This window comes from Parvibaculum lavamentivorans DS-1 (assembly GCF_000017565.1).
Lineage (GTDB): Bacteria > Pseudomonadota > Alphaproteobacteria > Parvibaculales > Parvibaculaceae > Parvibaculum > Parvibaculum lavamentivorans.
The window spans coordinates 3159148-3183145 of sequence record NC_009719.1 but is presented as its reverse complement, the minus strand read 5'-3'; the positions used below and the strand labels follow the sequence as shown (position 1 = coordinate 3183145).

Genomic DNA, 23998 nt, shown 5'->3' with positions numbered 1-23998 from the left:
GCTCACCGCTCTTTCAGCGCAATATGCGCATTGTACCAGTTCATCAACAAGGAGGTGATGAGACTGAGCGTGAGATAAACGGCCATGGTGAGTGCGATCACTTCGATCGCCTGCCCCGTCTGGTTCAGCACTGTGCCCGCGAATACCGCCACGAGATCGGGATAGGCGATTGCGACAGCAAGTGAGGAGTTTTTTGTGAGATTCAGGATCTGGCTCGTCAGCGGCGGAATGATGAGCCGAAGTGCCTGCGGAATAACGACGAGACGCAACGTCGTGCTGTCTTTCAGACCGAGCGCCGCCGCCGCTTCTCTCTGACCTTTGCTGACTGAAAGAATGCCTGCCCTTACAATCTCCGCGATAAAACCCGCCGTATAAAGCGTGAGGCCGAGGACCAGCGCCACGAATTCCGGCAGCAGCCGCATTCCCCCGTCGAAATCGAAACCTGCATGCCTGGCGAATGCGAGTTCGAATGGTGCGCCCGCAACGAGCCAGACAAGGCCCGGCAGAACAACGAGCAGCGCCACTGCGGTTCGCCATGCGGGAAACAACTGCCCGGTCGCAACTTGCCGCTTTCGCGCCCATCGAATGAGAAGGAAACCCGCAGCAAGCGCCACCGCAATGGCAATAAAGAAGGCGCTCGCCGTCGCACCAAAAATTGGCTCCGGCAGAATGAGCCCGCGATTATTGATGAAGACGCCTGGCAAGGGCGAAATGCTCTCTGCTGGGCCGGGCAAGGGGCGGAGCACCGCGAAATACCAGAAGAAGAGATGCAGCAGCAGCGGAATGTTCCGCATGATCTCGACATAGCCGGCCGCTATCTTCGCGATCAGCCAGTTCCGTGACAGCCGCATCACGCCGATAAAGAAGCCGAGCATTACAGACAGCACAATGCCGATCACGGCCACGACCAACGTATTCAACAGACCGACGAGGAAAGCCCGGCCATAGCTTGACTGTTCGGTATAGGGGATCAGCGTCTGGATGATGCCAAACCCCGCCGTGGTGTCGAGAAAGCCGAGGCCGGAAGAAATGTTGAGCCGCGCGAGGTTTTCCTGCGCCGTCGTTGTGAAGAACCAAACGATCGCAATGACCGAGCCGAGCACGGCGGCTTGATAGACGAAGGAACGCACACGCGGATTGTTCCAGCCGAAGGGCACCTTGCCCCCCTGTCCACGCCGCTTGGTCCGTTCCGCCCCCATGCTCATCGCTTATCGCACCGGCGGCGCATATTGCAGCCCGCCATCCGTCCATTGCGCATTCAGTCCGCGTTCAATGCCAAGCGGCGTATTCTTGCCCACATTGCGCTCAAACATCTCGCCGTAGTTCCCGACTGCCCGGATTGCATTTGCTGCCCAGTTGGCATCGAGCCCGACCGAGCCGCCATAAGCCCCTTCCCGGCCAAGCAGCCGCTTCACGCGCGGATTGTCGCTCTCGAGCATTTCGTTGATATTCGCGGACGTGATGCCGAATTCTTCCGCCTCAAGCAGCGCATTCAGTGTCCAGCGCGCAATATCTTCCCATTGCGGATCGCCCTGCCGCACTGCGGGGCCAAGAGGTTCCTTCGAGATAATCTCCGAAAGGATTGTGTTGGCGTCGGGGTCGGCGAGCTTCAGCCGTGTGGCATAAAGGCCGGAAGCATCGGTCGTATAGGCGTCGCACCGCCCCCGATCATAGGCAACGATCGCCTCGTCGTTCTTCTCGAAAGAAAGAACCCGGTAGCTGAGCCCGCGGCTGCGAAAATAATCGGCAAGATTGAGTTCCGTCGTCGTGCCCGTTTCCGTGCAGATCGTCGCCCCGGCGAGATCTGCCGTCGTCTTTATCCCGGCAGCCTTGCGCACCATGAAGGATTGACCGTCGTAGTAGGTCACGCCGACGAAGTTAAAGCCGAGCTGCGTATCGCGCGACATGGTCCATGTCGTGTTGCGCGACAGAATATCGATCTCGCCCGACTGCAGCGCCGTGAAACGGTCCTTCGCAGAAAGCGGCCGGAAGCGAACCTGGTCGGGGTTGCCGAAAATCGCCGCCGCGATGGCCCGGCAGAAATCCACATCGATACCGGACCAGCGCCCACGCTCATCAGGGTTTGAAAAGCCGGGCAGCCCCTGGCTCACGCCGCACTGAATGAAACCGCGCTGCCGCACCCGCCGCAGCGTGTCCCCGGCCGCGATGCGTTCGCCATCCTCGGCCTGGAGCGAAGCATCCGCACCGGCAGACCCCCTGCCCAGCGTCAGCGGGTCGTAAGGCAAAAAGAAATACAGGCCGCCGACACCGATCAGGATGCCCACGATGAGCGCGACCACGGGATTCTTCATGGATCTCCCTTTGAAGGATCAGAACGGCAGGACGCCGGTTTCGATTCTCCCGAGACTACCCGGCGGCGCCCACGACGCAAACCCTTGGCTGCCATCGGGCATCTTCGGTGGAATTTTACTTTATGCGCCGTTTTACCGTTAAATGCGCTTGAGATAAATACGCGCGCGCAGGCATGCGGCCGCAAGGGGATCAAGGCGGATGAAGAAAAAGCAGGACACGCTGATCGTGACCGCAGGCCGCGATCCCGAAGCGAACTTCGGTATCGTCAATCCGCCGGTTTATCACGCTTCAACTGTGCTTTATCCGACTCTCGAAGCTGTGAAGACGCGCGCGCAGCCAGTCACCTATGGGCGGCGCGGCACGCCTACGACCTTTGCGCTTCAGGACGCCATAGCCGAACTTGAAGGCGGCTATCGCTCGCTGCTCACGCCCTCCGGCCTCGCCGCCGTCACCACCGCCTTGCTGGCTCATCTGAAGAGCGGCGATCACCTGTTGATGACCGACAGCGTGTATGAACCCTCCCGCCAGTTCTGCGACAAGGTGCTGACGCGCTATGGCATAGATGTCGAATATTACGATCCCCGCATCGGCGCCGGCATCGCCGCGCTTATCCGCCCCGAGACGAAAGTGATATTCACGGAAGCCCCCGGCTCCGTCACATTCGAGGTGCAGGATATTCCCGCCATCGCAGCTGCGGCTCATGGGGCGGATGCCCTGCTGATGATGGACAATACCTGGGCCTCACCGCTTTATTTCAAGCCGTTCGAGCATGGCGTCGATGTCTCGATCCAGGCGGTGACGAAGTATCTCTGCGGTCACTCCGACGTGATGATGGGCGCTATCACCACCACCGAAGCAGCCTGGAACGAAACGCTTGCGACGCATGGCGCGCTCGGTGTTTGCACGGGCCCTGATGACATCTATCTCGTGCTGCGCGGCATACGCACATTGTCGGTCCGCCTCGAACGGCACATGGAAACAGGCCTCAAACTGGCCCGCTGGCTTGCCGCACGGCCGGAAGTCACGCGGGTCATTCACCCTGCTCTGCCCGATCATCCCGACCACGCAATCTGGAAGCGCGATTTCACGGGCGCCAGCGGCCTTTTTTCCATTGAACTCATCCCATGTTCCGAAGCGGCGCTCGCGGCATTCCTCGACGGTCTTGAACTGTTCGGCATGGGTTATTCATGGGGTGGCTTCGAGAGCCTGATCATTCCGCAATATCCGGCGAAAATCCGCACCGCGACGAAGTGGAACGGTACCGGCCAAATACTACGCCTTCATGCCGGGCTGGAAGACGCGGACGACCTGATTGCCGATTTGGAAGCAGGCTTTGAACGCTTTCACACCGCATGAAAGCCAGCAAGATGCATCGGTGAACATCCGCTGGCGAACTGAAACAGGAAGAAGAGAATGGCAACGGTCGAAGTAAAGAGTGAGATCGCCGGCAAGGTCTGGAAGATCGAAACGAAATCCGGAGACACGCTGGAAGAAGAAGACCCCATCCTCATCCTCGAGTCGATGAAGATGGAGATTCCGGTTTGCGCGCCCGCGGATTGCAAGCTGGTCGAAATCCTGGTTGCCGAGGAAGAGTCCGTCGCCGAAGGCCAGATCGTCGCAATCGTCGAGGAGGTGTAACGTTCACTCCTCGCCGAAAATGCGTTTGAGATGAGCGTTGAGAAACTTGCCGGTTGGATCGAGCCGCCTTCTCAACGCGCAAAAATCGTCCCACTTCGGATAAAGTGCTGCGAAATCGGATGCGCCGAGCGTGTGCAGCTTTCCCCAATGCGGACGGCCCTCGTAGCGGCGGAATATCTCTTCAACGCCGGCGAAGAGCTCCTTGTAGGTCTGCCGGTGGTATTGGTGCACCGAAATCGTGACACTGTCGCGTTTGTAGAAAGGGCTAAGCCAGGCGTCATCCGCCGCCACGTAGCGGAACTCGAGCGGAAACAGAAAATTGATTCCGCATTTCCGCATGTACTCGCCCACCTCGCGAATACATTCCGGTCCTTTTTCCGCAGGAACGGCATATTCCATTTCATTGAACCGCACATTCCGGTCGCTTGGAAACGCATCATGCGACCATCGGACTTTCGTCTTCTGTTCCCCGTTTACCGTTTCACCGCCGGAATAGCGTGACCCGCTTGCCGAGGTCATGAATTTCTGAATCGGTCCCCGCAGGAAAGGCAGCAGGCGCGAAGCTTCGCAAGCCCACATCATCGTCTTGTCGTCACGCGCCATCTCGCCATCGGGCCTGCGGCGGCGAGGCCGTGCTTCCTTGTCCGTCTCCTTCAGTATTTTCACCAAGGCATGATCGGCAAACGGAAACCAGAAGAACTCGAAATGCCGGTTCGCATCGCGCAATTCGGGCGCGCGGGACAAGGCTTCGGCAATCGGCATCCGGCCGCCCGTCTCCTCCAGAGCATAGATAGGCCGGCATTGCATGGTGATCTCGGTCATAACGCCGAGACTGCCGAAGCTCACACGCCCGGCGTCGAAGACATCCGGGTTCTCGGTGGCATTGCAGGTGAGGATATCGCCGCTCGCCGTCGCAAGACGAAAGCCACGAACGGCCGCCGAAATGGAGCCCAGACCGCCGCCCGTTCCGTGGGTGCCGGTCCCGACAGCGCCCGCCAGAGCCTGCCTGTCGATGTCGCCCTGATTGATGAGCGCCAGCCCCCGTTCGAAAAGCTCCGGCCCGAGATCCTGAATCGTCGTGCCAGCCTTGATCCGTGCTGTCTGCCCTGTCTCGTCATGGTCCACGACACCTCGCAAGCCCCATAACGTCAGAATTGTCCCGCTGCTCTCGACAAGTGGCGTGAATGAGTGTCCCCTGCCGGCAACCCTGATGGGCGATACGGCACTCCGCAGCAGCTCGGCCACCTCTTCCTCGGTCGAAGGCGCGGCGAGCGCTCTCGGCCATGCTTTCACCCAACCAGACCAGTTCGACCAGACGTCCGTCATATCGCCTCCGTTCGTATAACGGAGGCGATGATAACGGAGCCCAGACGTCAAGGCGCGGGAAAACGGAACGGAGCGGCCTGCTTACTCGGCGCGACCGGCTTTTTCGACTTCAGCAAAGCTTTGAACTTCCGCCGCGCTTTGCTCGCGCGTCAACGGTTGGAAATCGCGAGCCATGATGCTTGCCTTCTTGATTTCGGCAGGCGTCATGTTTTCCGCGAGATTTTCGATTGCCTCTGTCGCAAACTTGGGGAAACCGCCTTGGATGGCGAGTTGATAATATTGGTATGCCTTGACCTTGTCGGCCTCGACCCCCACACCCTCTTCGTACATCGTGGCGATATTATACTGGGAACTCTCAAGTCCCTGCTTCGCCGCCGCCTCATACCATTGGGCAGCCTTCTGCAAATCCTGCGGTACGCCCCAGCCCTTGTCATACATGGAGGCAAGGTCCATCTGCGCCCTCTTGTCACCGCCAAGAGCGCCTATGAAGTAATATTTGATGGCGGTCTCTACGTCTCGCTCGACGACTTTCGCGTCGAAATGCTCTTCACCCAGCCGAAACGCCGCCCCCGGATCCTTGTTCTGTTCGACGGCTCGTTTCCACTCGGCCAGCGCTTGCGGGTAAAAGCCGCGCGTATAGAGATCCTGACCGGATTCCTCGTTGGGCGCCCCCTCGATGGACGGGTCGGGCTTGGTCGGATCCGCCAAAACTTTGTCGGCCGCCCAGGCGCCCGCACTGAATGCAATGATGAATATCGTCAGCAGAAACAGCCCACCGAACAGACGAGTGTCAAAACGCTGTCCGGGCACCATTGCGGCCGCAGATCGGTCTCCTATATCACGCATCTCTTCCTCCCACCGGTCGGCCACGCTCCGCCATTTTCGGCGTGTTCGTCGACCTTATCTTTCCCTCCATGATCGTGAAGCCATCGTATATCCACAAGTTAAAGCTTGGTCAGACAGATCATTATGGTAATTATTTTTCGCCAGAACCGTCATTTTCAGGCTCAATTGTCAGGTCATTCTCAACCCTGACGACATTGGGGGTGCTTGAAGCAGCCTCCTCGGCGAGTTTGCGTTCAGCGTCGGTCTGCACAACGCCGCTGATCCTCACATTTCCGCCTGAAACGGCGACAGCGATTCCCGATGAATCGAGCCCTGCGGCATCAATCAACCGCTTTTCCACTTCATGCTGGACCGTCCCGGCAGAAGCAGGCTCTTTTGGATTAGGCAGCCCGCCATCTTCTTCGCCATGAACGGACTCATAGTCGGTGTTGGAGATGCCGTAGCCGGGTCTCTCTTTATCGGGATTGTAGTTTTCTTTCTCTTTACCCACTTCCGCCTCCGGATCGGCCCGCCAGCTCACCTGAAAAACTAGAACTCTCCGGCGCCATTCCAAGTTCCTCCTTTCCTCAGCCGCCGAAATGGAACTTCCGCCTCCTCCGGCGCGTTTTTAAAGCTTCATCACAGCGGTCTTATCCGCATGGAGCCTATGTCCGCATGGCAAAACGCAGCACATCCACCCGCAGCGCCGCGGAAAAAAAAACGACACCCAGAAGCAAGGCTCGAAAGAAGTCGCCCGCGGCGGCTATCACGTCGGCTCGCGCCGCATGGAGCGGGAACATACGGCTGGCGCTCGTCTCGCTGCCGGTGAAAATTTTTCCCGCTACAAAGACCGGTGCGCGCATTGAATTTCATCAGATCCACGAGCCCTCGGGCAAACGTATCCGTTATCAGAAGGTCGTGCCCGGCATAGGCCCTGTCGACATGGACGAAATCGTCAAGGGCTTCGAGTTGGAAAAAGGCCATTATGTCCTGCTGGAACAAGACGAGATCGAAAACCTGAAACTCGAAACCAAGAGAACCCTCGATCTCGTCCAGTTTGTTAAACAGGGCGAAATTGAGCCTTTGTGGTTCGACCGTCCTTACTACGTCGTGCCCGACGACAATCTGGCGGAAGAAGGCTACCGCGTTCTCCGCGATGCATTGCGCGCCTCCGGCAAGGTAGGCATCGGACAGTTCGTCATGCGGGGTCGCGAGCATATCGCCACATTGAAACCCTGCGGAAATGGTCTCCTGCTCGAGACACTGCGCTTTTCCGACGAAGTCCGAAGCGCCACCCCCTACTTCACGGCATCGGACGACGAAGAGCCTGAGAAAGAGCTGCTGTCTCTTGCCGAAGAGCTCATTGAGCGCAAGACCGCGCCTTTCGAGCCGCGGGAGTTCAAGGATCAGTACACTGAAGCCGTCCGTGAATTGATAGATGCCAAGGCAAAGAAAAAGAAACCAGTTGCAGTGGCAGAAGAAGAAGCACCAGGCGGCGCCGAAGTTATCGATCTTGTCGAAGCGTTGAAGCGGTCTGTCAAAGGCGGCAGCAAGACGGGATCGGCGAAGCGCGCGCCAGCGAAGCGCAAGGCAGGTTAGCGACCGATGTCGCGCAAGAGTACGTCCAGCCTCGAAACCTATTGGGCGAAGCGTCATTTTGACGAAACACCTGAACCTCGCGGCAAGAAAGCGCGGCGCAAGGGCCATCGCTATTCGATCCAGATGCATCATACCCGTCGGCTGCACTACGACCTTCGCCTGGAACTCGATGGCGTTCTGAAGAGCTGGGCCATCACGAAAGGTCCGAGCCTCGATCCTTCTGTTAAGCGCCTCGCCGTCCGCACAGAGGATCACCCGGTCGACTACATCGCCTTTGAGGGAAACATCCCGGAAGGTCACTACGGCGCCGGGACGGTGCTTCTATGGGATCGCGGCGAATGGCAACCGATCGGCGATCCGCATGAAGGCCTGAAGAAAGGCAAGCTCGCTTTTGAAATTCATGGCGAGCGACTGAAAGGACGATGGGCACTCATCCGTTTCAAGGGCGAACGCGACCCGAAGCGGGAAAATTGGCTCCTCATAAAGGAGCGCGACGATGTCGCAAGCAGCAGCAAAGACCCTGTCGAAGAATACAAGACAAGCGTCTCTTCTGGTCGCGGCAAAAAGGAAGTCTCGGACGCACCCGATCGTGTCTGGGAAGACGGCAAGGCGAAGAAGGCCAAGTCGAAGCGGGTTACATCGAAGGGCCCGAAACATCCTTTGCCCGGCTTTGTCGAACCAGCCCTGGCAACGCTCGTGGATGAGCCACCGTCAGGAGATGATTGGCTGTTCGAAATGAAATACGACGGATACCGCGCTCTCGCCTCTGTAACGGGAGAAGAGGTCCGCATTTTCACCCGAAGCGGCCTCGATTGGACTGAACGCTACGGCGCACTTGGTTCTGCGTTTTCTGACCTTGGTCTTGATGGCGCGCTGATCGATGGTGAGATCGTCGTCACCGACGCGAAAGGCCGCTCGAGCTTCAGCGATCTGCAACGCACATTGAAAGGTGAGAAAAAGGGACGCTTGTCTTTTTTCGCCTTCGATCTCCTCCATTCCGAAGGCGAAGATCTGCGCAAAAGACCGTTGATCGAACGCAAGAAGCAGCTGAAAGCACTGCTCGGTGCGGCCGGGAAGAAAGGCCCCGTCTATTACACCGACCATGTGGAAGGTGAGGGAGAGATGATGCTCGAAGCGCTCTGCACGCGCGGCTTCGAAGGGGTGATCGCCAAACGCGCCGACCGGCCGTATCGCTCCGGACGTGGAAAGTCCTGGCTGAAGATCAAATGCCAGCATGAACAGGAGTTCGTCATTGTCGGTTGGTCTCCCTCGGAGCGCGGCCGGGCATTCTCCTCGCTCCTGCTGGCTCTTCGGGAGGATGGCGAGCTACGCTATGCAGGCAGGGTCGGCACAGGCTTTTCCGAGGCCGACCTGAATGCACTTTCAAAGCGTTTCGCCTCTTTGGCGCGGCGCACCTCACCGCTCAAGGGCGATGTGCCCGCCGAGATCAGGCGCAACGTGCGTTGGCTGCGGCCCGAACTCGTGGCCCAGATCGGATTTGCCGAGTTTACCCATGACGGCGCCGTGCGGCAGGCGCGCTACTTGGGCTTGCGCGAGGACAAGCCCGCAAGTGCCGTCACGCGCGAGAGCGCCGTTCCGGTGGAGAAGATCGAAAAAATGACAGCAACCGACAAAACCTCGAAAGATGCCGACGACGACGCAGTCATTGAAGGTGTCCGTATCACTCATCCGGACCGCATTCTTTTTCCAGAGCAAGGCGTCACCAAACTCGCGCTCGCGCGATACATGCAAAAAGCCGCACCGCTTATGCTGCCGCACCTGGCAAACCGCCTGCTCAGTCTCGTGCGTTGCCCGCAGGGACCGCAGAAAAAATGTTTCTTCCAGCGACATGCCGGCTCGAGCCTTCCCGAAGGCTTCAAGGAACTGCCGGTAAAGGGATCGAAAGAACGGCAGGACTATCTCTATCTGACGGATGCCAAGGGCCTTGTCGCCGCCGCACAAATGGGTGTGCTGGAGCTCCATCTGTGGGGCTCTCATATCGACGATGTCGAACGCCCTGACAGGATTGTTTTCGATCTCGATCCGGACCCCGATCTCCCTTTCGACACGGTGATCGAAGCCGCGCGGCGAATGCGCAATGTGCTGGAAGCTCTGGAGCTGCAGAGTTATCCCATGCTTACCGGTGGCAAGGGCGTCCACGTCGTCGCGCCTTTGGTGCGCCGCCATGAATGGCCGGTCGTGAAGGCTTTCACGCGTGCGCTCGCTGAGCGGCTGGAGGCAGACGCCCCGGAGCGTTATGTCGCGAAAATGACCAAATCAAAGCGCACCGGCCGCATATTCATCGACTACCTGCGAAATGACCGCTCATCTACCGCCATCGCGCCCTACTCGCCCCGCGCACGAAAAGGAGCGCCGGTCGCATGGCCGGTAACCTGGGAGGAACTCGACGAGGCGAACTCCGGGGGCGACGTGACGATAGAAACTGCCTTTGCCAAGCGCCGCACCGATCCATGGAAGGGTTATGGCTCCCTTCGACAGTCACTCAAGGCATCGGCCTTGCGTGCACTCGATGTCGACGCCTGATGCTGGTGATCCCGGCAGGACTCGAACCTGCAACCGACAGATTAGAAATCTGTTGCTCTATCCGGTTGAGCTACGGGACCGGGAAGCGGCCTTAGTGGGTCCAGAGGCCTTGCCGGCCGAACTTGAAATTATCGGCATAGGCCTTGATCGTCCGGCGCCGCGGCTTCGGCTCAAACAACTGATATTCGACGCCGTGCTTTTCCGCGTAGGCGACAGCCTCTTCCTTGCTGTCGAAACGGAGCAGCACCTGGGCGTTGGTATCCCGGGAACTCGTCCAGCCCATCAATGGCTCCACATCGCGCGCACTGCCGGGCTCGAACTCGAGAACCCATTTCCTGGTCTTCGCCTGGCCCGACTGCATGGCCGTTTTGGCGGGTTTGTAGATGCGCGCGCGTGCCAAATTCACACCCTCGAAGCCTGATCCCCGGATGCGGGGATGATCGTCGTGAAACTTTATTCTTATCGCCCTAAAAGAGCCGAATTTGCAAGCGACAACAAGACCATCGCAACGGCGGGCGCGAAGCTGAAAACAGCTTCCCAAGAGGCCAACCCCCCGTCTGCGACTGCCGAAAGAAAAACCGCTCAAGGTCGAAGGAGTCCCCCCATGAGTATTCCGCCCCGTTATCTCGACCGAGACACCGCTACCCGCCTTCTCGCCGCCCAAGGCTTCAACAGCCTGGACATCGAATGCATCCTGGACCTGACAGGCCCCGCCCGGCGCGGCGGCACAGCATGCTGGTCCACCCATGGCATCGAACGCCTCGCTTCCCGCGCTTGGTGGCTCGACAAGACAGACATCGGCCAAGCCGCCCAAGCGGCCTGAAACCTGAATGCACCCATGACGCAAAAAGGGAGTCCGTGGCCGGGCTCCCTTTTTTGTATAGGACTTATACTAAACAATGGTCGGGGCGGAGAGATTCGAACTCCCGACCCTCTGGTCCCAAACCAGATGCGCTACCAGGCTGCGCTACGCCCCGACATCCGCCGACTATGGCTGGCCCTGCAATACACCCGATATGGTTGGTGCCGCAACTGCTTGACGCGGTCAGTTCACGTCCTTGTGGCGTTGCATCAGCTTGAAAACGCCGCTGGCCTTCAACACGGCGCGCCCGCCGACGTAAAGCTCGGCCTCGCAGAACGCCACAGACTTCGTCGCCTTCGTCACCCGGGCGGTGCCTTCGAGCCATTCGCCTGGCCGCGCGGAGGACAGAAAGTCCGAATTCATGCGGACCGTCAACGCCACGGTCTGCGTTTCCCGCCAGACGGCTGTTCCAAGAAGCCCATCGGCAAATGCCATCAGCATCCCGCCATGTGTGATGCCGCGCGAGTTGCAGTGCCGTTTCTTGACCCGCACACCATGCACAAAGCCATCTGCCGTAACCTTATGAAAAAACGGACCGTTGTGGCTGGTGTAGGGGCCACGGCTTGTGGAAGGCACGAAGCCTTCCGGCGGATTGTCGTCGTCATTGTCCATGAGAGCTTGGATATTGTTGTGCGGAGTCCGCAATGTCGATTGCGGTCCTATAGCACGGACGGGAAATTCGGCGAACCCGTTTACCGCGCCTTATTCCGGCGCGATTTCCGCCACCATGAGCCCTTTTGGGCCCTCGCCGAACCGCACATTTATCTGCTGGCCGGGCAACAAGTCGCGAATGCCGTAGCGGCGCAACGTCTCCATATGAATGAAAATATCCGGCGTGCCCTCACCCCGCGTTACGAAACCATAGCCACGCGCGCGGTTGAACCACTTCACGATCGCGACCTCGAAATCGCCGATGGGTACGACGCCTGCGACTGGCGAGCGGCTCGCCGCACGCGCGCTTCCAGATGTTGGTTTGATTGCGGTCGTATCATCGACATCGACGACACGAATAGCCTGGGCGCCCTTGGGCCGTCGTACGGCCTCACAGGTAACGGTCGTTCCCTCGTCCAGCGCTTCGAGCCCGGCCTGCTTCAGGCAGGACAAATGTACAAGTACATCGTCCCCGCCGTTTTCCGGAATGATGAAGCCGTACCCCTTGACCGCATCAAACCATTTAACGACGCCTGTGATCTCGAAAGACACGTCGACGGGATCCGTCGCACTTTCTAAACGCTCTTCCATCCCCACCACGATAGACATCCGGTCAGTCAACAAAGGTTTGGCCTCAAATATTGGCCGCACCGGAATTTCCTTACTGGTCCGTGGCTCCTCCCCCAGACCCCCCATTAGGTTATGACAACTATAACAGTGTTGGTTAAGCATTGAAAGCGGCGAGAATATCCGGAAATCGACATGAGGCGTTCCGGTCTTTCTTGCCCTGCCCACAAGCGCATTGCATATTGGCGCCCATCAAGGGATTCCGACGCACTCGGCGAATGGCGGCCCTCACAATGGCCAGCCACGATGTGTGGTTCTGGCCGAACGGGACCGGCAGACGGTGTCGTTTCATGGCTATACGTGTTGCAGGGAGAGCATGGCAAAAGCGGTTGGACTACTGGTAGCGCTCTTCGCCCTCTGGCTGGCTTTATCGGGATACTTCAAGCCATTACTGCTGACTCTCGGCGTACTTTCCTGCCTGTTTACCGTCTTCCTCGCATTCCGGATGAAGTTGCTCGACGACGAGGCGGTGCCGATTCAGCTGCGCCCGTCGCTGCTGCTCTATTGGGGATGGCTTGGGGGCGAAATCTTCAAATCGGCGGTTGCCGTATGCCGGATCATTCTTTCCCGCGACATGCCGGTCAGCCAAAATCTCGTTGCTGTCGACTGTCCTCCTAAAACGGAAATGGGTCACGTCATTTTCGCCAATTCGATCACGCTGACGCCCGGCACAATCACCGTCGAAGCCGGGAACGGCAAGTTTCTGGTCCAGTCCCTGACCGACGAAGGCGCCCGTCCCGAGGGGTTTGCCGAGATGGGTCGCCGTGTCGCCCATATCGAGGGACGTTGATATGGTCATGTTTCTCGCGGTTGCAGCGGCACTTTTTGTCGCGATCCTGCTCGTCCTGATAAGGCTTTTTGCCGGGCCGACGGTTTACGATCGCGTACTGGCGGTCAACACTTTCGGAACGCTGACCGTGCTCTTCCTCAGCCTTCTCGGATTCATCGGTGAACGTCCGGATTTCCTCGATATAGCCATCCTGTACGCACTCATCAATTTCGTCAGCACAATCGCAATTCTCAAATTCTTCCGCTATCGGGCCCTTGGCCAAGCGACGCTCAATACCGAGGATTCGTGATGGATGCTTTTTCACTCGATCTCCTGCGTGACATTGCGAGCGGCATTTCCTTCGCGGTTGGCAGCGTCTTCTTGCTGATCGGTGCTTTTGGGCTCGTCCGCCTGCCGGACGTCTGGTCGCGCCTTCACGCCGCCGGTGTCGTCGACACGGTAGGTGCCGAACTCATCCTCCTCGGCATGATCATTCAGGCGGGCTTCACACAGGCCACACTGAAACTCGCCCTTATCGGCCTCTTTCTCTTCGTGACGAGCCCCACTGCAACACATGCGGTGGCGAACGCGTCGTTCATCGCGGGCATTCGTCCCATGCGGCTGCGTCGCAACGAAACGGCGGACGTTGTGGGCAAAAAAGTCAAAACGGAGACGGGGTCATGAGTGCCAACCTGATCGGCATCGCCGTAATCGACATCCTCCTCTTCACGTTTCTCGTCATCACCGCCATAGCGATCACGCGCCTGCGCAATCTTTTCGCGGTGGTCATGCTGGCGGGTGTTTTCAGCCTTCTCTCCGCTGCCCTTTTTGCCACGCTCGACGCGATGGACGTGGCCTTCACCGAAGCGGCTGTAGGTGCCGGCATTTCCACGGTACTTTTACTTGGCACGCTCGCCCTGACCGGACGCGAAGAAAAGAAGCCGGTGCATTCGCCATTCCTTCCTCTTCTTGTCTGTCTCGTTACCGGAGCGGCGCTCATCTACGGCACGCTGGATATGCCGACATTCGGAGCGGCCGACAATCCATCACAAGAGCATCTCGCTCGTGAATATCTCGAGAGAACACCGGTGGAAACCGGGATTCCAAACGTGGTGACCGCCATTCTGGCAAGCTATCGAGGTTTCGATACTCTGGGCGAGGTACTGGTGGTGTTTACGGCTGCGGTCGCCGTGCTGCTGTTGCTGGGCGCCTCCAGCAAGCGTCCCGCGTCGAACGGCCGGAAGGACGAATAGCCATGGAACATCATTCCGTACTCCGCGTCGTCTCGAAGCTTCTTATCCCGCCGATCATCCTTTACGCGCTCTATGTGCAATGGCATGGCGACTACAGCCCTGGCGGCGGCTTTCAGGCCGGCGTCCTCTTCGCCGTCGCCTTCATCCTCTATGCATTGGTGTTTGGCATCGATGCGATGATGAAGGTTCTCCCTCCCCGTGTCTGCCATATCTTCGCGGGCATAGGTGTCCTCATCTATGCGGGGACGGGCGTCCTCACCATGCTGCTGGGCGATGCATTCCTGGGCTACAACGTGCTCGCCGACAATCCCGCCGATGCGCAGGTATGGGGCATCATCGCGGTTGAGTTCGGCGTTGGTGTATGCGTCGCATCGGTCATGATCGCCCTTTTCGTCGCCTTCGCGCGGCACAATCCGCCGCTCAAGGACGAGGATTGGTAATGTCTGAGATTATTCTCGATCTGGAATTTGTCGTCGGTCATTACAATTACTGGATGTTCGTCATTCTGATGATGACCGGAATGTACGTGACCGTCAGCCGTGGCAATCTCGTAAAAAAGATCGTCGGCCTGAACATCTTTCAATCATCCGTCTTCATGCTCTACATCTCGATGGGCAAGGTCATCGGCGGCACGCCCCCCGTGCTTATCGACGATCCGGATGCGGTCTATTCAAATCCCCTGCCCCACGTCCTGATCCTCACCGCCATCGTGGTCGGCATTGCAACAACGGCGCTTGCGCTCGCTCTGGTCGTTCGCATCCGGGAAACCTATGGCACCATCGAGGAGGACGAACTTCTCGTCATGGAGCATGAGATGGAATTCGCCGAAGGCGTTCTTCAGGGTGAGGTATCCCGCTGATGCTCGCCATGATAGAGGCAAATCTCCCGGCTCTTCAGGTCGTCCTGCCGCTTGTCGCGGCGCCGGTCTGCGCGATGCTCGGTTCGGGCACCCGGGCCTGGGCCTTTGCAACGCTCATTTCCTTTTTCACATTCGCGATTTCCATATCGCTTTTCATTGCCACTTCCGGAGGCACCATCATTTCTTATGAGATGGGTGGTTGGGCTCCTCCGGCAGGCATTGAATATCGCGTCGATACGCTCAACGCATTCGTGCTCGTGATCGTGTCGGGCCTCGCTGCGCTGGTGTTGCCCTATGCGCGAAAAAGCGTCGATTACGAAATACCTGCCGAGCGCCAGGTTCTCTTCTATACCGCCTTCCTTCTTTGCCTGACCGGCCTTCTCGGCGTCACAATCACCGGCGATGCGTTCAACGTATTCGTATTTCTCGAAATTTCTTCGCTCTCGACTTATGCCCTCGTCGCCGCAGGTGCGTGGCGCAACAAGCGCGCCCTTACCGCCTCCTACAATTACTTGATCATGGGCACCATCGGAGCAACCTTCTTCGTCATCGGCATCGGCATGCTCTATATGGTCACGGGCACGCTCAACATGGCCGACCTAGGAGAGAGAATAGCGGCGCATGGCGATAGTCGAACCCTGCGCACAGGCTTCGTCTTTATCCTCATCGGCATGGGGCTGAAGCTTGCGATGTTCCCGCTGCATCTGTGGCTACCTAACGCTTACAGCTTCGCGCCTTCGGCGGTGACGGCTTTCCTCGCTGCGACCGCCACAAAAGTTGCCGTCTACGTGCTGCTGCGCTTCATGTTCACGGTCTTTGGCTTCGACTACGCCTTCCAGGCGGCCACCCTGAAAAATGTTGTCTTGCCGCTCGCTATCGTTGCGATGTTTGCGGCTTCCCTCGTCGCCATTTTCCAGGATGACCTGAAGCGCATGCTCGCTTACTCGAGCATCGCACAAATCGGCTACATTCTGCTCGGCCTCGCCTTTCTCACGCATACGGGGCTTACAGCATCCATTATTCATCTCTTCAATCACGCGATCACAAAGGGAGCCCTCTTTATGGTCGCCGGCTGCTTCATCTTTGCGACCGGCAGCAGCTCTATCAAGTCACTTCGCGGCGTCGGCCGCGACATGCCATGGACGACTGCCGCCTTCGTAATCGCCGGCCTCAGCCTGATAGGCCTCCCGCTGACCGTTGGCTTCATCAGCAAATGGTACCTGGTGCAGGCGGCCATAGAACTGGGATGGTGGCCGGTTGCTCTTCTCATCATGGGCTCGTCATTGTTGGCCATTATTTATGTCTGGCGCGTCGTCGAACAGGCCTATCTCCAACCCGCGCCGGAAGGTGTGTCCAGGAGAGAAGCGCCGCTCTCCATGTTGGTACCAACATGGTTTCTCGTCGCCCTCACAGTGTGGTTTGGAATAACGGCGACCATGACAACGGGTGCTGCCAGCCGGGCGGCCAACTCGCTCATCAGTTCCTCTCATATAATGTGGCAGTGAGGAGAGCATGATGACCGATACGACCGCCCTCCTGATCGCTCTCGGCCTGCCGGCTGCGGCGACCTTTATGATCGCCGCTCTCGGCAGCCGTCCCAATCTGCGCGACGCCACCAGCGTCATCGCGTCCCTCCTGACTTTCGCCGTCGTCCTCTACCTGCTGAATGGCTTTCTCGACGGAGCGCGTCCTTCGATCACTCTTTTCGAGGTCATGCCGGGACTGGTCGTGAATTTCGCGATAGAGCCGTTAGGGATGCTCTTCGCGACGGTTGCCTCCGGCCTCTGGATCGTGACGGCCATTTATTCGATCGGCTATATGCGCGGCGCCGGCGAAAAGAAGCAGACGCGCTTCTATATCTGCTTCGCCATAGCGATCTCGGCCGCACTCGGCATCGCCTTCTCCGGCAACCTTTTCACGCTCTTCATTTTCTACGAAGTGCTGACCATCTCGACCTATCCGCTGGTCGCCCACAAGGAAACGCCGGAAGCGCGGCGAGGCGCGCGTATATACCTGGCGATCCTGATGACCACGTCGATCCTATTCCTGCTGGTCGCCGTCATCTGGACATGGAATCTGGCGGGCACGATGGATTTCCGCCCCGGCGGAATTCTGGAAGGCCGGATCGATCCGGCCTACGTGCCGCTGCTGCTCGCACTCTTCGCCTTCGGCATCGGCAAGGCAGCTCTGATGCCGTTCCATCGCTGGCTTCCTGCCGCCATGGTCGCGCCCACGCCCGTCAGCGCCTTGCTGCACGCGGTGGCGGTCGTGAAGGCCGGCGTCTTCACGATGCTCAAGGTGGGCACCTATATTTTCGGGGTCGGTTTTCTCTCTCGCACCGGCGCGGCTGAATGGCTTGTCTGGCTTGCCGCGGCGTCGATCCTCATTGCCTCCATCATCGCCCTCACCAAGGACGATTTGAAGGAGCGTCTCGCCTACTCGACCGTCAGCCAGCTCTCCTACATCACCCTCGGCATGGCGCTCGCAAATCAGATGGGCGTCGTGGGTGGCGGTATGCATATCGTCATGCATGCTATGGGCAAGATCACACTTTTCATGTGCGCCGGTGCCATCTACGTCGCAGCTCACAAGACGAAGGTCAGCGAGCTCGACGGTCTCGGCCGCAAGATGCCTTTCACCTTCATCGCCTTCACACTCGCATCCCTGAGTATCATCGGCCTGCCACCATTCGGCGGCGCCTGGAGCAAGTGGTATCTCATGCTTTCCGCCGCTGAGGCAGAGCATCTCATTATCATCGGCGTGCTGATGGTGAGTTCGCTGCTGAATGTCGCCTATCTTTTGCCGGTAGCCGCCCGTGCCTTCTTCGCTCCACCAAAAGGTGGTGTCGCTCATTCACTTGGCGCAGCCGCTTCTCCGCAGGGGGGCCTCGCGGAAGCACCTGCCTTGTGTGTCGTACCCCTCTGCATAACGGCGATAGGCTGCATCTTTCTCTTCTTCACCGTGAACGGATTGTACGAGTTCCTGCTTCACGTCCCGATTTTGCCGGAGAGTGCGCCATGACCAGTCGTTCCGAAAACGGCGCCAGACCCCTTCCCTTTTTGAGCCGGCTGATCCAGCGCGTCGGCACAAGTCGCTTGGCTTCGTATTTCCTTTGGCTGCTCGTCATCCTCTGCCTTGTCCTCGGCCTCGCGGACTTTGCCTATCACAAGCATGTGGAATTCCCGGTCGAGGAGTTTCCTGCCTTCTATGGCCTCTTCGCTCTCATCGGCGTCTTCGTCCTCGTCGTCGCATCAAAGGGCCTGCAGGTGCTGCTCAGACGGCCGGAAAATTATTACGCGTCCAAGTCGGTGGATGCCGAGCCTCATCCCGACTTTGACCTGAAGCGGAAGACGTTCGATGCCTGAGTTTTTGAGCCCCGCTCTCGTCTATGTTGCGGCTGCTGTCATCTTGCCGTTCATTCCCCACGGCATCGGCCGGAAGCTGCTCCTGCTTGCGACGCCGCTCGCCGGTGTGGCAATTTTCTGGGGCCTTCCCGACGGCACCTACAACACCCTCAATCTCATGGGGATGCATGTCGGCCTGATGCGTGTGGACACGCTTTCGGTCGCGTTCGGGCTGGTCTTCTCGCTCGCCGCTTTCCTCGCCGCGATCTATGCATGGCACCTTCGCGATATGGTCCAGCAGGTTGCCGCCTTGCTCTATGCGGGTTCCGCCATCGGCGCGGTCTTCGCCGCCGACTTCGTAACCCTGTTTGTCTTCTGGGAAGGCACAGCCATCGCCTCGGTCTTCCTCGTCTGGGCCCGCCGCACCGAGGGCGCCTATGCCGCGGGCATGCGCTACCTGACCGTTCAGATCAGCTCGGGTCTGCTGCTGCTCGCCGGCGTAATTCTCCTCTACCTCGAAACCGGCTCAATAGGTTTCGGCTCCATGGAACTTGGCAGCCTGGCCACATGGCTGGTCTTCTTGGCCTTCGGCATCAAATGTGCGTTCCCTCTGCTGCATAACTGGATGCACGACGCCTATCCGGCTGCAACGGTGACCGGCACAGTGCTTCTGTCGGTCTTCACGACCAAGCTCGCCGTCTACGCGCTTGCGCGCGGTTTCCCCGGTACGGAACTGTTGATCTATATCGGTGCGACGATGGCACTCTTCCCCATTTTCTTTGCATTGATTGAAAACGATCTGCGCCGCGTCTTGTCCTATTCGCTCAACAGTCAGCTCGGCATCATGGTGGTTGGCGTCGGCATCGGCACCCCACTGGCGCTGAACGGCACGGTCGCCCATGCCTTGAGCAGCGTGTTCTATCAGGCCCTCTTGTTCATGAGCGTCGGCGCCGTTCTCTTCCGTACCGGTACATCCAAGGCTTCAGAGCTTGGCGGCCTCTACAGGACCATGCCCTGGACGATGCTCTTCTGCCTCGTCGGCGGCGCATCCATTGCGGCCTTCCCGCTCTTCTCGGGCTTTGTCTCCAAATCTCTCATCCTCAGCGCCAGCGGCAAGGAAGGGTACTATTACGTATGGCTCGTCCTGCTCCTCGCCTCCGCCGGTGCGTTCGTCCATTCCAGTTTGAAGGTTTCCTATTTTGCCTTTTTCGGTACCGACAGCGGCAAGCGCCCCTCGGAAGCGCCTCGCCACATGCTTGTGGCAATGGGCGCTACGGCTCTGATTTGTATCGGTATCGGTATTTATCCCGCAGTCTTGCGGCCTCTGCTTCCCTATGACGTTATCTACGAATCCTACACGACAGCGCACGTCATAACCCAGTTGCAGCTTCTGTTCTTCACCGCCCTCGCCTTTGCGGTCCTCTTGCGCTTCCGGCTCTTCCCCACCAGTGCGGGATCGATCAATCTGGATTCCGACTGGATCTACCGGCGTCTCCTGCCCGTGATTGCGGGCGGGCTTACGCGTGCCGTGCAAGCCGCCTGGCGCTTCTCTGTCCGTGTCACGGATGTCCGTCTCGAGCGCCTGTTGAGCGGTGTCTACCGCGCGCACGGCCCGCAAGGCGCATTGGCGCGCACATGGCCCACAGGCTCCATGGTATTGTGGATCGCGGTTCTGCTCGGTGTCACACTGATGCTGACCTATATTTAAGGCACGCGCTCGCGCAGCCTGCAGAAAGACAAAGGAGACGCCCCGATGGAAATGTCCGGTGAATACAAGATTCCGGCGCCGCGAGAGGAAGTCTGGGCCGCGCTCAACGATCCTGAAGTTCTGCGCAAGTCCATCCCCGGCGCGGAATCCGTAAACAAGACCGCTGACGATGAATTCGAAGCTGTCGCCAAGGCCAAGGTCGGCCCCGTCAGCGCCCGCTTCAAGGGCAAGGTCAAGCTCACCGACATCGACCCGCCGAACGGCTACACCATTTCCGGCGAAGGCAATGGCGGCGCGGCGGGCTTCGCCAAGGGTTCGGCCAAGGTATCGCTCACCGACGCGGAAGGTGGCGGCACCCTCCTTTCCTATTCCGTCACGGCCCAGGTCGGCGGCAAGCTCGCCCAGATCGGCCAGCGCTTCATCGATTCCACAGCCGCCCGCATGTCGGAGGAATTTTTCGACAATTTCTCCCGCCTCGCCGGCGGCAGCAAGGTTCAGCCGATGGACGAAAAACCCGAACTCATCGACGAAATGGAACATGGTATTCCGACGAAATCGCCGGACCGCGATGCCATCTCGCCGACCGGCGTCCCCCTTGTTCCGGACGAGGAAGCGGGCATGAGCTTCTCGCCCTGGCTCTGGGGTCCACTGGTGATAATCGCTCTCATTGCAATCGTCTGGCTCGTCGGCTTTTAGCCCGCGCTTGACGGCGGCGAGCCGAGAGCCGAGACTCGGAAAAACGCTGCGGAAGTCCATTATTCCGCCAGAGACCAAGCCAATCAGGGAGGTTAGTGCATGCCCGTTGTCGCCATGACGGTCAACGGCAAGCCCGCAAGCGCCGATATTGAGGCGCGCATGCTGCTTGTCCAGTTCATCCGCGAGCAGCTCGGTCTCACCGGCACCCATGTCGGCTGCGATACCAGCCAGTGCGGCGCCTGCGTCGTCCATGTCGATGGCCGTGCCGTGAAGTCCTGCACCATGCTTGCGACGCAGGCCGAAGGTGCCGAAATCCTCACGATCGAAGGCCTCGCCCCGGATGGCGACCTCCACCCGGTCCAGAAAGCCTTTCGCGAACATCATGGCCTGCAATGCGGCTTCTGCACGCCCGGCATGATCATGACGGCTGTCGACATGATCCGCCGCAAGCCGGACCTCGACGAGGAGACCGTCCGCGACGAACTCGAAGGCAACATTTGCCGCTGCACCGGCTACCATAACATCGTGAAGGCGATACTCGCCGCCTCGCAGGAGATGCGCTGAGCGAAGACAGGACGAACCTCACGGGAGGAGGCCACCCATGTCGGACCAAGCTTCAGGAGAAGGGATCGGCCAGCCGGTCCGCCGCAAGGAAGATTTCCGCTTCATCACGGGTAACGGCCATTATACGGACGACATCAGCCGCCCGCGTCAAACCTGGGCCTATTTCCTTCGCTCGCCACATGCCCATGCGCGCATCCGCGCCATCGATACTGCGCAAGCCGAACAGGCGCCAGGCGTCGTCGCCATCTTCACCGGGAAACATGTCGCCGCCGACAAGCTTGGCGGCCTGATCTGCGGCTGGACCGTCAGCTCCAAGGACGGCACACCGATGAAAGTCGGTCCTCATCCCATTCTCGCGCTCGATACCGTCCGCTATGTCGGCGATCACGTCGCCATGGTCGTCGCCGAAACGCTGGCAGACGCTCGCGCCGCATCCGAATTGATCGAAGTCAACTACGAACCGCTCCCCGCCACGGTTTCGCTCGACACCTGCCAGAGCGGCAACGCAGAGCAGGTCCACCCGGAAGCGCCGCGCAATACCTGCTTCGAATGGGAGCTTGGCAACAAGCCGGAGACGGAAGCCGCATTCGCGAAAGCCGCGCGGATCGTCAAGCTCGACCTGAAGAACAACCGCCTGATCCCGAACGCGATGGAGCCGCGCGCCGCGCTCGGCGAATATGACAAAGGCTCCGGCATCTACACGCTCCACACCACAAGCCAGAACCCGCATGTCGCCCGTCTCGTCCTCTCCGCCTTTGTCGGCGTCGCACCCGAGCACAAGCTCCGCGTCATCGCGCCAGATGTCGGCGGCGGCTTCGGCTCCAAGATTTTCATCTATGCGGAGGAAACCGCCTGCGTCTGGGCGGCGGCAAAAGTCGGCCGCCCGATCAAATGGACAAGCGACCGCTCCGAAGCCTTCCTGTCGGACGCCCATGGCCGCGACCATCTGAGCCACGCGGAACTGGCGCTCGACGACAACGGCAAATTCCTCGCCCTTCGCGTCAAGACGATCGCCAATCTCGGCGCCTACCTCTCGACCTTCTCGGCTTCCGTCCCGACCTATCTTTACGGCACGCTGCTTTCCGGCCAGTACGACATCCCGGCCATCTATGTCGAAGTCGATGGCGTCTACACCCACACAGCACCCGTCGATGCCTATCGCGGTGCAGGCCGCCCGGAAGCGACCTATCTTGTGGAGCGCATGGTCGAAACGGCCGCCCGCGAAACCGGCATCAACCCCGCCGAAATCCGCCGCCGCAACTACATTCGGACTTTCCCGCATCAGACGCCCGTCATCATGAATTACGACGCCGGCGACTACGAAGCCTCGCTCGACGCCGCGATGAAGGCGATCGACTATGCAGGCTTCCCCGCCCGCAAGTCGGAAGCCGCAAGACGCGGCAAACTTCGCGGCATAGGCATGTCCTCCTATATCGAAGCCTGCGGCCTCGCGCCTTCCGCCGCCGTCGGCTCACTCGGCGCGGGTGTCGGTCTCTGGGAAAGTGCCGAAGTTCGCGTGAACCCGACCGGCAATGTCGAAGTCCTCACCGGCTCGCACAGCCACGGCCAGGGCCACGAAACCACCTTCGCCCAACTCGTCGCCTCACGCCTCGGCATCCCGATGGAACAGGTGGAGATCGTCCATGGCGACACCGACAAGGTGCAGTTCGGCATGGGCACCTACGGCTCGCGTTCCGGCGCCGTCGGCATGAGCGCCATCGTGAAGGCGCTCGACAAGGTGGAGACCAAGGCAAAAAAGATCGCCGCCCATCTGATGGAAGCTGCGGTCGAGGACATCGTCTTCGAGAACGGCACCTTCACCGTGCAGGGCACCGACAAGTCCCTGCCCTGGGCGCAGCTTGCGCTCTCGGCCTATACCGCGCATGGCTTCCCCTCCGCCGACATCGAACCCGGCCTCAAGGAAGGCGCCTTTTACGATCCCACAAATTTCACCTTCCCCGCCGGCTGCCACATCTGCGAGGTCGAGATAGATCCCGATACCGGCATCACCCGGATCGAAAAATTCGTCGCCGTGGACGACTTCGGTACAATCGTCAATCCGATGATCGTCGAGGGACAGGTTCATGGCGGCATCGCCCAGGGCATCGGCCAGGCGTTGCTCGAACACGGCATCTACGACGCCGAATCCGGCCAGCTCGTCACCGGCTCCTACATGGATTACTGCATGCCCCGCGCGGATGACCTGCCGAGCTTCACCCTCGGTTTCACGAAAACGGTCTCTCCGTCCAATCCGTTGGGCATGAAAGGCTGCGGCGAAGCGGGCGCCATCGCCTCGCCTCCGGCCATTGTGAATGCTATTACGGATGCGCTCGGCATCCGCGACATCGAAATGCCGGCAACGCCCGCGCGTGTCTGGTCCGCTATCCAGGCCGCCACCCCGCGCGCCGCCGCCGAATAAG

At 59.4% G+C, this 23998-nt stretch carries 25 protein-coding genes, 2 tRNA genes and 1 pseudogene; 18 read left to right on the top strand and 10 right to left on the bottom strand.

Annotation, left to right across the window (positions count from 1 at the left end):
* Window positions 1-2: 2 nt before the first annotated feature.
* Together PLAV_RS15170 and PLAV_RS15165 are read right to left on the bottom strand one after the other, a co-directional pair.
* Complete coding sequence (locus tag PLAV_RS15170) at window positions 3-1199, bottom strand: amino acid ABC transporter permease (protein ID WP_143710341.1); 1197 nt, start codon at window positions 1197-1199, stop codon at window positions 3-5.
* Window positions 1200-1208: 9 nt separating this feature from the next.
* Window positions 1209-2312, bottom strand: coding sequence for an amino acid ABC transporter substrate-binding protein (locus PLAV_RS15165; protein WP_012111909.1), 1104 nt, complete (start codon window positions 2310-2312; stop codon window positions 1209-1211).
* Between the two features lie 199 nt (window positions 2313-2511).
* Between PLAV_RS15165 and metC the strand changes: the two genes are divergently transcribed.
* Complete coding sequence (metC, locus tag PLAV_RS15160) at window positions 2512-3669, top strand: cystathionine beta-lyase (protein WP_012111908.1); 1158 nt, start codon at window positions 2512-2514, stop codon at window positions 3667-3669.
* A 57-nt stretch (window positions 3670-3726) separates the two neighbouring features.
* Window positions 3727-3951 (top strand): acyl-CoA carboxylase biotin carboxyl carrier protein subunit, encoded by a 225-nt coding sequence (locus PLAV_RS15155; RefSeq protein WP_012111907.1) that lies wholly within the window; start codon window positions 3727-3729, stop codon window positions 3949-3951.
* 3 nt (window positions 3952-3954) lie between these two features.
* On the opposite strand, the gene PLAV_RS15150 is transcribed toward PLAV_RS15155, so the two are convergent.
* The 3 genes from PLAV_RS15150 to PLAV_RS15140 form a co-directional block, all read right to left on the bottom strand.
* Window positions 3955-5277, bottom strand: a complete 1323-nt coding sequence (locus tag PLAV_RS15150) for a D-arabinono-1,4-lactone oxidase (protein ID WP_012111906.1) — start codon at window positions 5275-5277, stop codon at window positions 3955-3957.
* A gap of 81 nt (window positions 5278-5358) precedes the next feature.
* Window positions 5359-6123 carry a tetratricopeptide repeat protein gene (locus tag PLAV_RS19085; protein WP_012111905.1) on the bottom strand — a complete coding sequence of 255 codons (765 nt, stop codon included), beginning with the start codon at window positions 6121-6123 and terminating at the stop codon, window positions 5359-5361.
* 130 nt (window positions 6124-6253) lie between these two features.
* Window positions 6254-6676, bottom strand: coding sequence for a BON domain-containing protein (locus PLAV_RS15140; RefSeq protein WP_012111904.1), 423 nt, complete (start codon window positions 6674-6676; stop codon window positions 6254-6256).
* 101 nt (window positions 6677-6777) lie between these two features.
* Here PLAV_RS15140 and ku point away from each other — a divergent pair, with 101 nt between their 5' ends.
* Window positions 6778-7701: a non-homologous end joining protein Ku gene (gene ku, locus PLAV_RS15135; RefSeq protein ID WP_012111903.1), complete on the top strand. Its 924-nt coding sequence runs from the start codon at window positions 6778-6780 to the stop codon at window positions 7699-7701.
* Between the two features lie 6 nt (window positions 7702-7707).
* On the top strand, window positions 7708-10245 hold the full coding sequence (gene ligD, locus PLAV_RS15130; RefSeq protein ID WP_012111902.1) for a DNA ligase D: 2538 nt from the start codon (window positions 7708-7710) through the stop codon (window positions 10243-10245).
* A 3-nt stretch (window positions 10246-10248) separates the two neighbouring features.
* Here ligD and PLAV_RS15125 read toward each other — a convergent pair.
* Both PLAV_RS15125 and PLAV_RS19930 read right to left on the bottom strand, forming a co-directional pair.
* Window positions 10249-10325, bottom strand: a tRNA-Arg gene (locus tag PLAV_RS15125).
* An 11-nt stretch (window positions 10326-10336) separates the two neighbouring features.
* Entirely contained in the window at window positions 10337-10651 is a 315-nt protein-coding gene (locus PLAV_RS19930) for an ETC complex I subunit (protein ID WP_281032305.1), read from the bottom strand.
* Between the two features lie 198 nt (window positions 10652-10849).
* On the opposite strand from PLAV_RS19930, the gene PLAV_RS19925 reads away from it, so the two are divergent.
* Window positions 10850-11068 carry a hypothetical protein gene (locus tag PLAV_RS19925; RefSeq protein WP_041536053.1) on the top strand — a complete coding sequence of 73 codons (219 nt, stop codon included), beginning with the start codon at window positions 10850-10852 and terminating at the stop codon, window positions 11066-11068.
* A gap of 77 nt (window positions 11069-11145) precedes the next feature.
* Here PLAV_RS19925 and PLAV_RS15110 read toward each other — a convergent pair.
* From PLAV_RS15110 to PLAV_RS15100, 3 genes are all read right to left on the bottom strand, one after another.
* A tRNA-Pro gene (locus PLAV_RS15110) sits at window positions 11146-11222 on the bottom strand.
* Window positions 11223-11290: 68 nt separating this feature from the next.
* Entirely contained in the window at window positions 11291-11719 is a 429-nt protein-coding gene (locus tag PLAV_RS15105; protein ID WP_041536052.1) for a PaaI family thioesterase, read from the bottom strand.
* 90 nt (window positions 11720-11809) lie between these two features.
* On the bottom strand, window positions 11810-12409 hold the full coding sequence (locus PLAV_RS15100) for a cold-shock protein (protein ID WP_012111899.1): 600 nt from the start codon (window positions 12407-12409) through the stop codon (window positions 11810-11812).
* Between the two features lie 292 nt (window positions 12410-12701).
* On the opposite strand from PLAV_RS15100, the gene PLAV_RS15095 reads away from it, so the two are divergent.
* The 13 genes and pseudogenes from PLAV_RS15095 (at window position 12702) to PLAV_RS15035 (ending at window position 23997) form a co-directional block, all read left to right on the top strand.
* A complete protein-coding gene (locus tag PLAV_RS15095) occupies window positions 12702-13175 on the top strand; it encodes a Na+/H+ antiporter subunit E (protein WP_012111898.1) in 474 nt (157 codons plus the stop codon).
* 1 nt (window position 13176) lies between these two features.
* Window positions 13177-13464 carry an MrpF/PhaF family protein gene (locus PLAV_RS15090; protein WP_012111897.1) on the top strand — a complete coding sequence of 96 codons (288 nt, stop codon included), beginning with the start codon at window positions 13177-13179 and terminating at the stop codon, window positions 13462-13464.
* The gene (gene mnhG, locus PLAV_RS15085; protein ID WP_012111896.1) at window positions 13464-13838 is read left to right on the top strand and encodes a monovalent cation/H(+) antiporter subunit G; all 375 of its coding nucleotides are present in this window, start codon (window positions 13464-13466) and stop codon (window positions 13836-13838) included. Before PLAV_RS15090 ends, mnhG begins: the two co-directional genes overlap by 1 nt.
* Window positions 13835-14407: a DUF4040 domain-containing protein gene (locus tag PLAV_RS15080; RefSeq protein WP_012111895.1), complete on the top strand. Its 573-nt coding sequence runs from the start codon at window positions 13835-13837 to the stop codon at window positions 14405-14407. Before mnhG ends, PLAV_RS15080 begins: the two co-directional genes overlap by 4 nt.
* Before the next feature lie 2 nt (window positions 14408-14409).
* Window positions 14410-14847 (top strand): Na(+)/H(+) antiporter subunit B, encoded by a 438-nt coding sequence (locus PLAV_RS15075; protein WP_012111894.1) that lies wholly within the window; start codon window positions 14410-14412, stop codon window positions 14845-14847.
* Window positions 14847-15266, top strand: a complete 420-nt coding sequence (locus PLAV_RS15070) for a cation:proton antiporter subunit C (protein ID WP_012111893.1) — start codon at window positions 14847-14849, stop codon at window positions 15264-15266. Before PLAV_RS15075 ends, PLAV_RS15070 begins: the two co-directional genes overlap by 1 nt.
* Window positions 15266-16771 (top strand): monovalent cation/H+ antiporter subunit D family protein, encoded by a 1506-nt coding sequence (locus PLAV_RS15065; RefSeq protein WP_012111892.1) that lies wholly within the window; start codon window positions 15266-15268, stop codon window positions 16769-16771. Before PLAV_RS15070 ends, PLAV_RS15065 begins: the two co-directional genes overlap by 1 nt.
* A gap of 10 nt (window positions 16772-16781) precedes the next feature.
* On the top strand, window positions 16782-18287 hold the full coding sequence (locus tag PLAV_RS15060) for a monovalent cation/H+ antiporter subunit D family protein (protein ID WP_012111891.1): 1506 nt from the start codon (window positions 16782-16784) through the stop codon (window positions 18285-18287).
* Entirely contained in the window at window positions 18284-18631 is a 348-nt protein-coding gene (locus PLAV_RS15055) for a hypothetical protein (RefSeq protein ID WP_012111890.1), read from the top strand. The genes PLAV_RS15060 and PLAV_RS15055 overlap by 4 nt, the downstream gene beginning before the upstream one ends.
* Window positions 18624-20318, top strand: coding sequence for a Na(+)/H(+) antiporter subunit D (locus tag PLAV_RS15050; protein WP_012111889.1), 1695 nt, complete (start codon window positions 18624-18626; stop codon window positions 20316-20318). Before PLAV_RS15055 ends, PLAV_RS15050 begins: the two co-directional genes overlap by 8 nt.
* A gap of 45 nt (window positions 20319-20363) precedes the next feature.
* Window positions 20364-20804: pseudogene (locus PLAV_RS15045) on the top strand (SRPBCC family protein); the annotation flags it as partial.
* Between the two features lie 309 nt (window positions 20805-21113).
* On the top strand, window positions 21114-21578 hold the full coding sequence (locus tag PLAV_RS15040) for a (2Fe-2S)-binding protein (RefSeq protein WP_012111887.1): 465 nt from the start codon (window positions 21114-21116) through the stop codon (window positions 21576-21578).
* Between the two features lie 37 nt (window positions 21579-21615).
* The gene (locus PLAV_RS15035; protein ID WP_012111886.1) at window positions 21616-23997 is read left to right on the top strand and encodes a xanthine dehydrogenase family protein molybdopterin-binding subunit; all 2382 of its coding nucleotides are present in this window, start codon (window positions 21616-21618) and stop codon (window positions 23995-23997) included.
* Window position 23998: the final 1 nt, after the last annotated feature.

Bases quoted from the DNA above. Each gene is read 5' to 3' on its own strand.
- PLAV_RS15155 (WP_012111907.1), top strand. From the start codon at position 3,727: ATGGCAACGGTCGAAGTAAAGAGTGAGATCGCCGGCAAGGTCTGGAAG.
- ligD (WP_012111902.1), top strand. From the start codon at position 7,708: ATGTCGCGCAAGAGTACGTCCAGCCTCGAAACCTATTGGGCGAAGCGT.
- PLAV_RS15080 (WP_012111895.1), top strand. From the start codon at position 13,835: ATGAGTGCCAACCTGATCGGCATCGCCGTAATCGACATCCTCCTCTTC.
- mnhG (WP_012111896.1), top strand. From the start codon at position 13,464: ATGGATGCTTTTTCACTCGATCTCCTGCGTGACATTGCGAGCGGCATT.
- ku (WP_012111903.1), top strand. From the start codon at position 6,778: ATGGCAAAACGCAGCACATCCACCCGCAGCGCCGCGGAAAAAAAAACG.
- PLAV_RS15070 (WP_012111893.1), top strand. From the start codon at position 14,847: ATGTCTGAGATTATTCTCGATCTGGAATTTGTCGTCGGTCATTACAAT.
- PLAV_RS15035 (WP_012111886.1), top strand. From the start codon at position 21,616: ATGTCGGACCAAGCTTCAGGAGAAGGGATCGGCCAGCCGGTCCGCCGC.
- PLAV_RS19085 (WP_012111905.1), bottom strand. From the start codon at position 6,123: ATGCGTGATATAGGAGACCGATCTGCGGCCGCAATGGTGCCCGGACAG.
- PLAV_RS15095 (WP_012111898.1), top strand. From the start codon at position 12,702: ATGGCAAAAGCGGTTGGACTACTGGTAGCGCTCTTCGCCCTCTGGCTG.
- PLAV_RS19925 (WP_041536053.1), top strand. From the start codon at position 10,850: ATGAGTATTCCGCCCCGTTATCTCGACCGAGACACCGCTACCCGCCTT.
- PLAV_RS15150 (WP_012111906.1), bottom strand. From the start codon at position 5,277: ATGACGGACGTCTGGTCGAACTGGTCTGGTTGGGTGAAAGCATGGCCG.
- PLAV_RS15075 (WP_012111894.1), top strand. From the start codon at position 14,410: ATGGAACATCATTCCGTACTCCGCGTCGTCTCGAAGCTTCTTATCCCG.
- PLAV_RS15040 (WP_012111887.1), top strand. From the start codon at position 21,114: ATGCCCGTTGTCGCCATGACGGTCAACGGCAAGCCCGCAAGCGCCGAT.
- PLAV_RS15170 (WP_143710341.1), bottom strand. From the start codon at position 1,199: ATGGGGGCGGAACGGACCAAGCGGCGTGGACAGGGGGGCAAGGTGCCC.
- PLAV_RS15055 (WP_012111890.1), top strand. From the start codon at position 18,284: ATGACCAGTCGTTCCGAAAACGGCGCCAGACCCCTTCCCTTTTTGAGC.
- PLAV_RS15090 (WP_012111897.1), top strand. From the start codon at position 13,177: ATGGTCATGTTTCTCGCGGTTGCAGCGGCACTTTTTGTCGCGATCCTG.
- PLAV_RS15060 (WP_012111891.1), top strand. From the start codon at position 16,782: ATGACCGATACGACCGCCCTCCTGATCGCTCTCGGCCTGCCGGCTGCG.
- metC (WP_012111908.1), top strand. From the start codon at position 2,512: ATGAAGAAAAAGCAGGACACGCTGATCGTGACCGCAGGCCGCGATCCC.
- PLAV_RS15165 (WP_012111909.1), bottom strand. From the start codon at position 2,312: ATGAAGAATCCCGTGGTCGCGCTCATCGTGGGCATCCTGATCGGTGTC.
- PLAV_RS15050 (WP_012111889.1), top strand. From the start codon at position 18,624: ATGCCTGAGTTTTTGAGCCCCGCTCTCGTCTATGTTGCGGCTGCTGTC.
- PLAV_RS15065 (WP_012111892.1), top strand. From the start codon at position 15,266: ATGCTCGCCATGATAGAGGCAAATCTCCCGGCTCTTCAGGTCGTCCTG.
- PLAV_RS15105 (WP_041536052.1), bottom strand. From the start codon at position 11,719: ATGGACAATGACGACGACAATCCGCCGGAAGGCTTCGTGCCTTCCACA.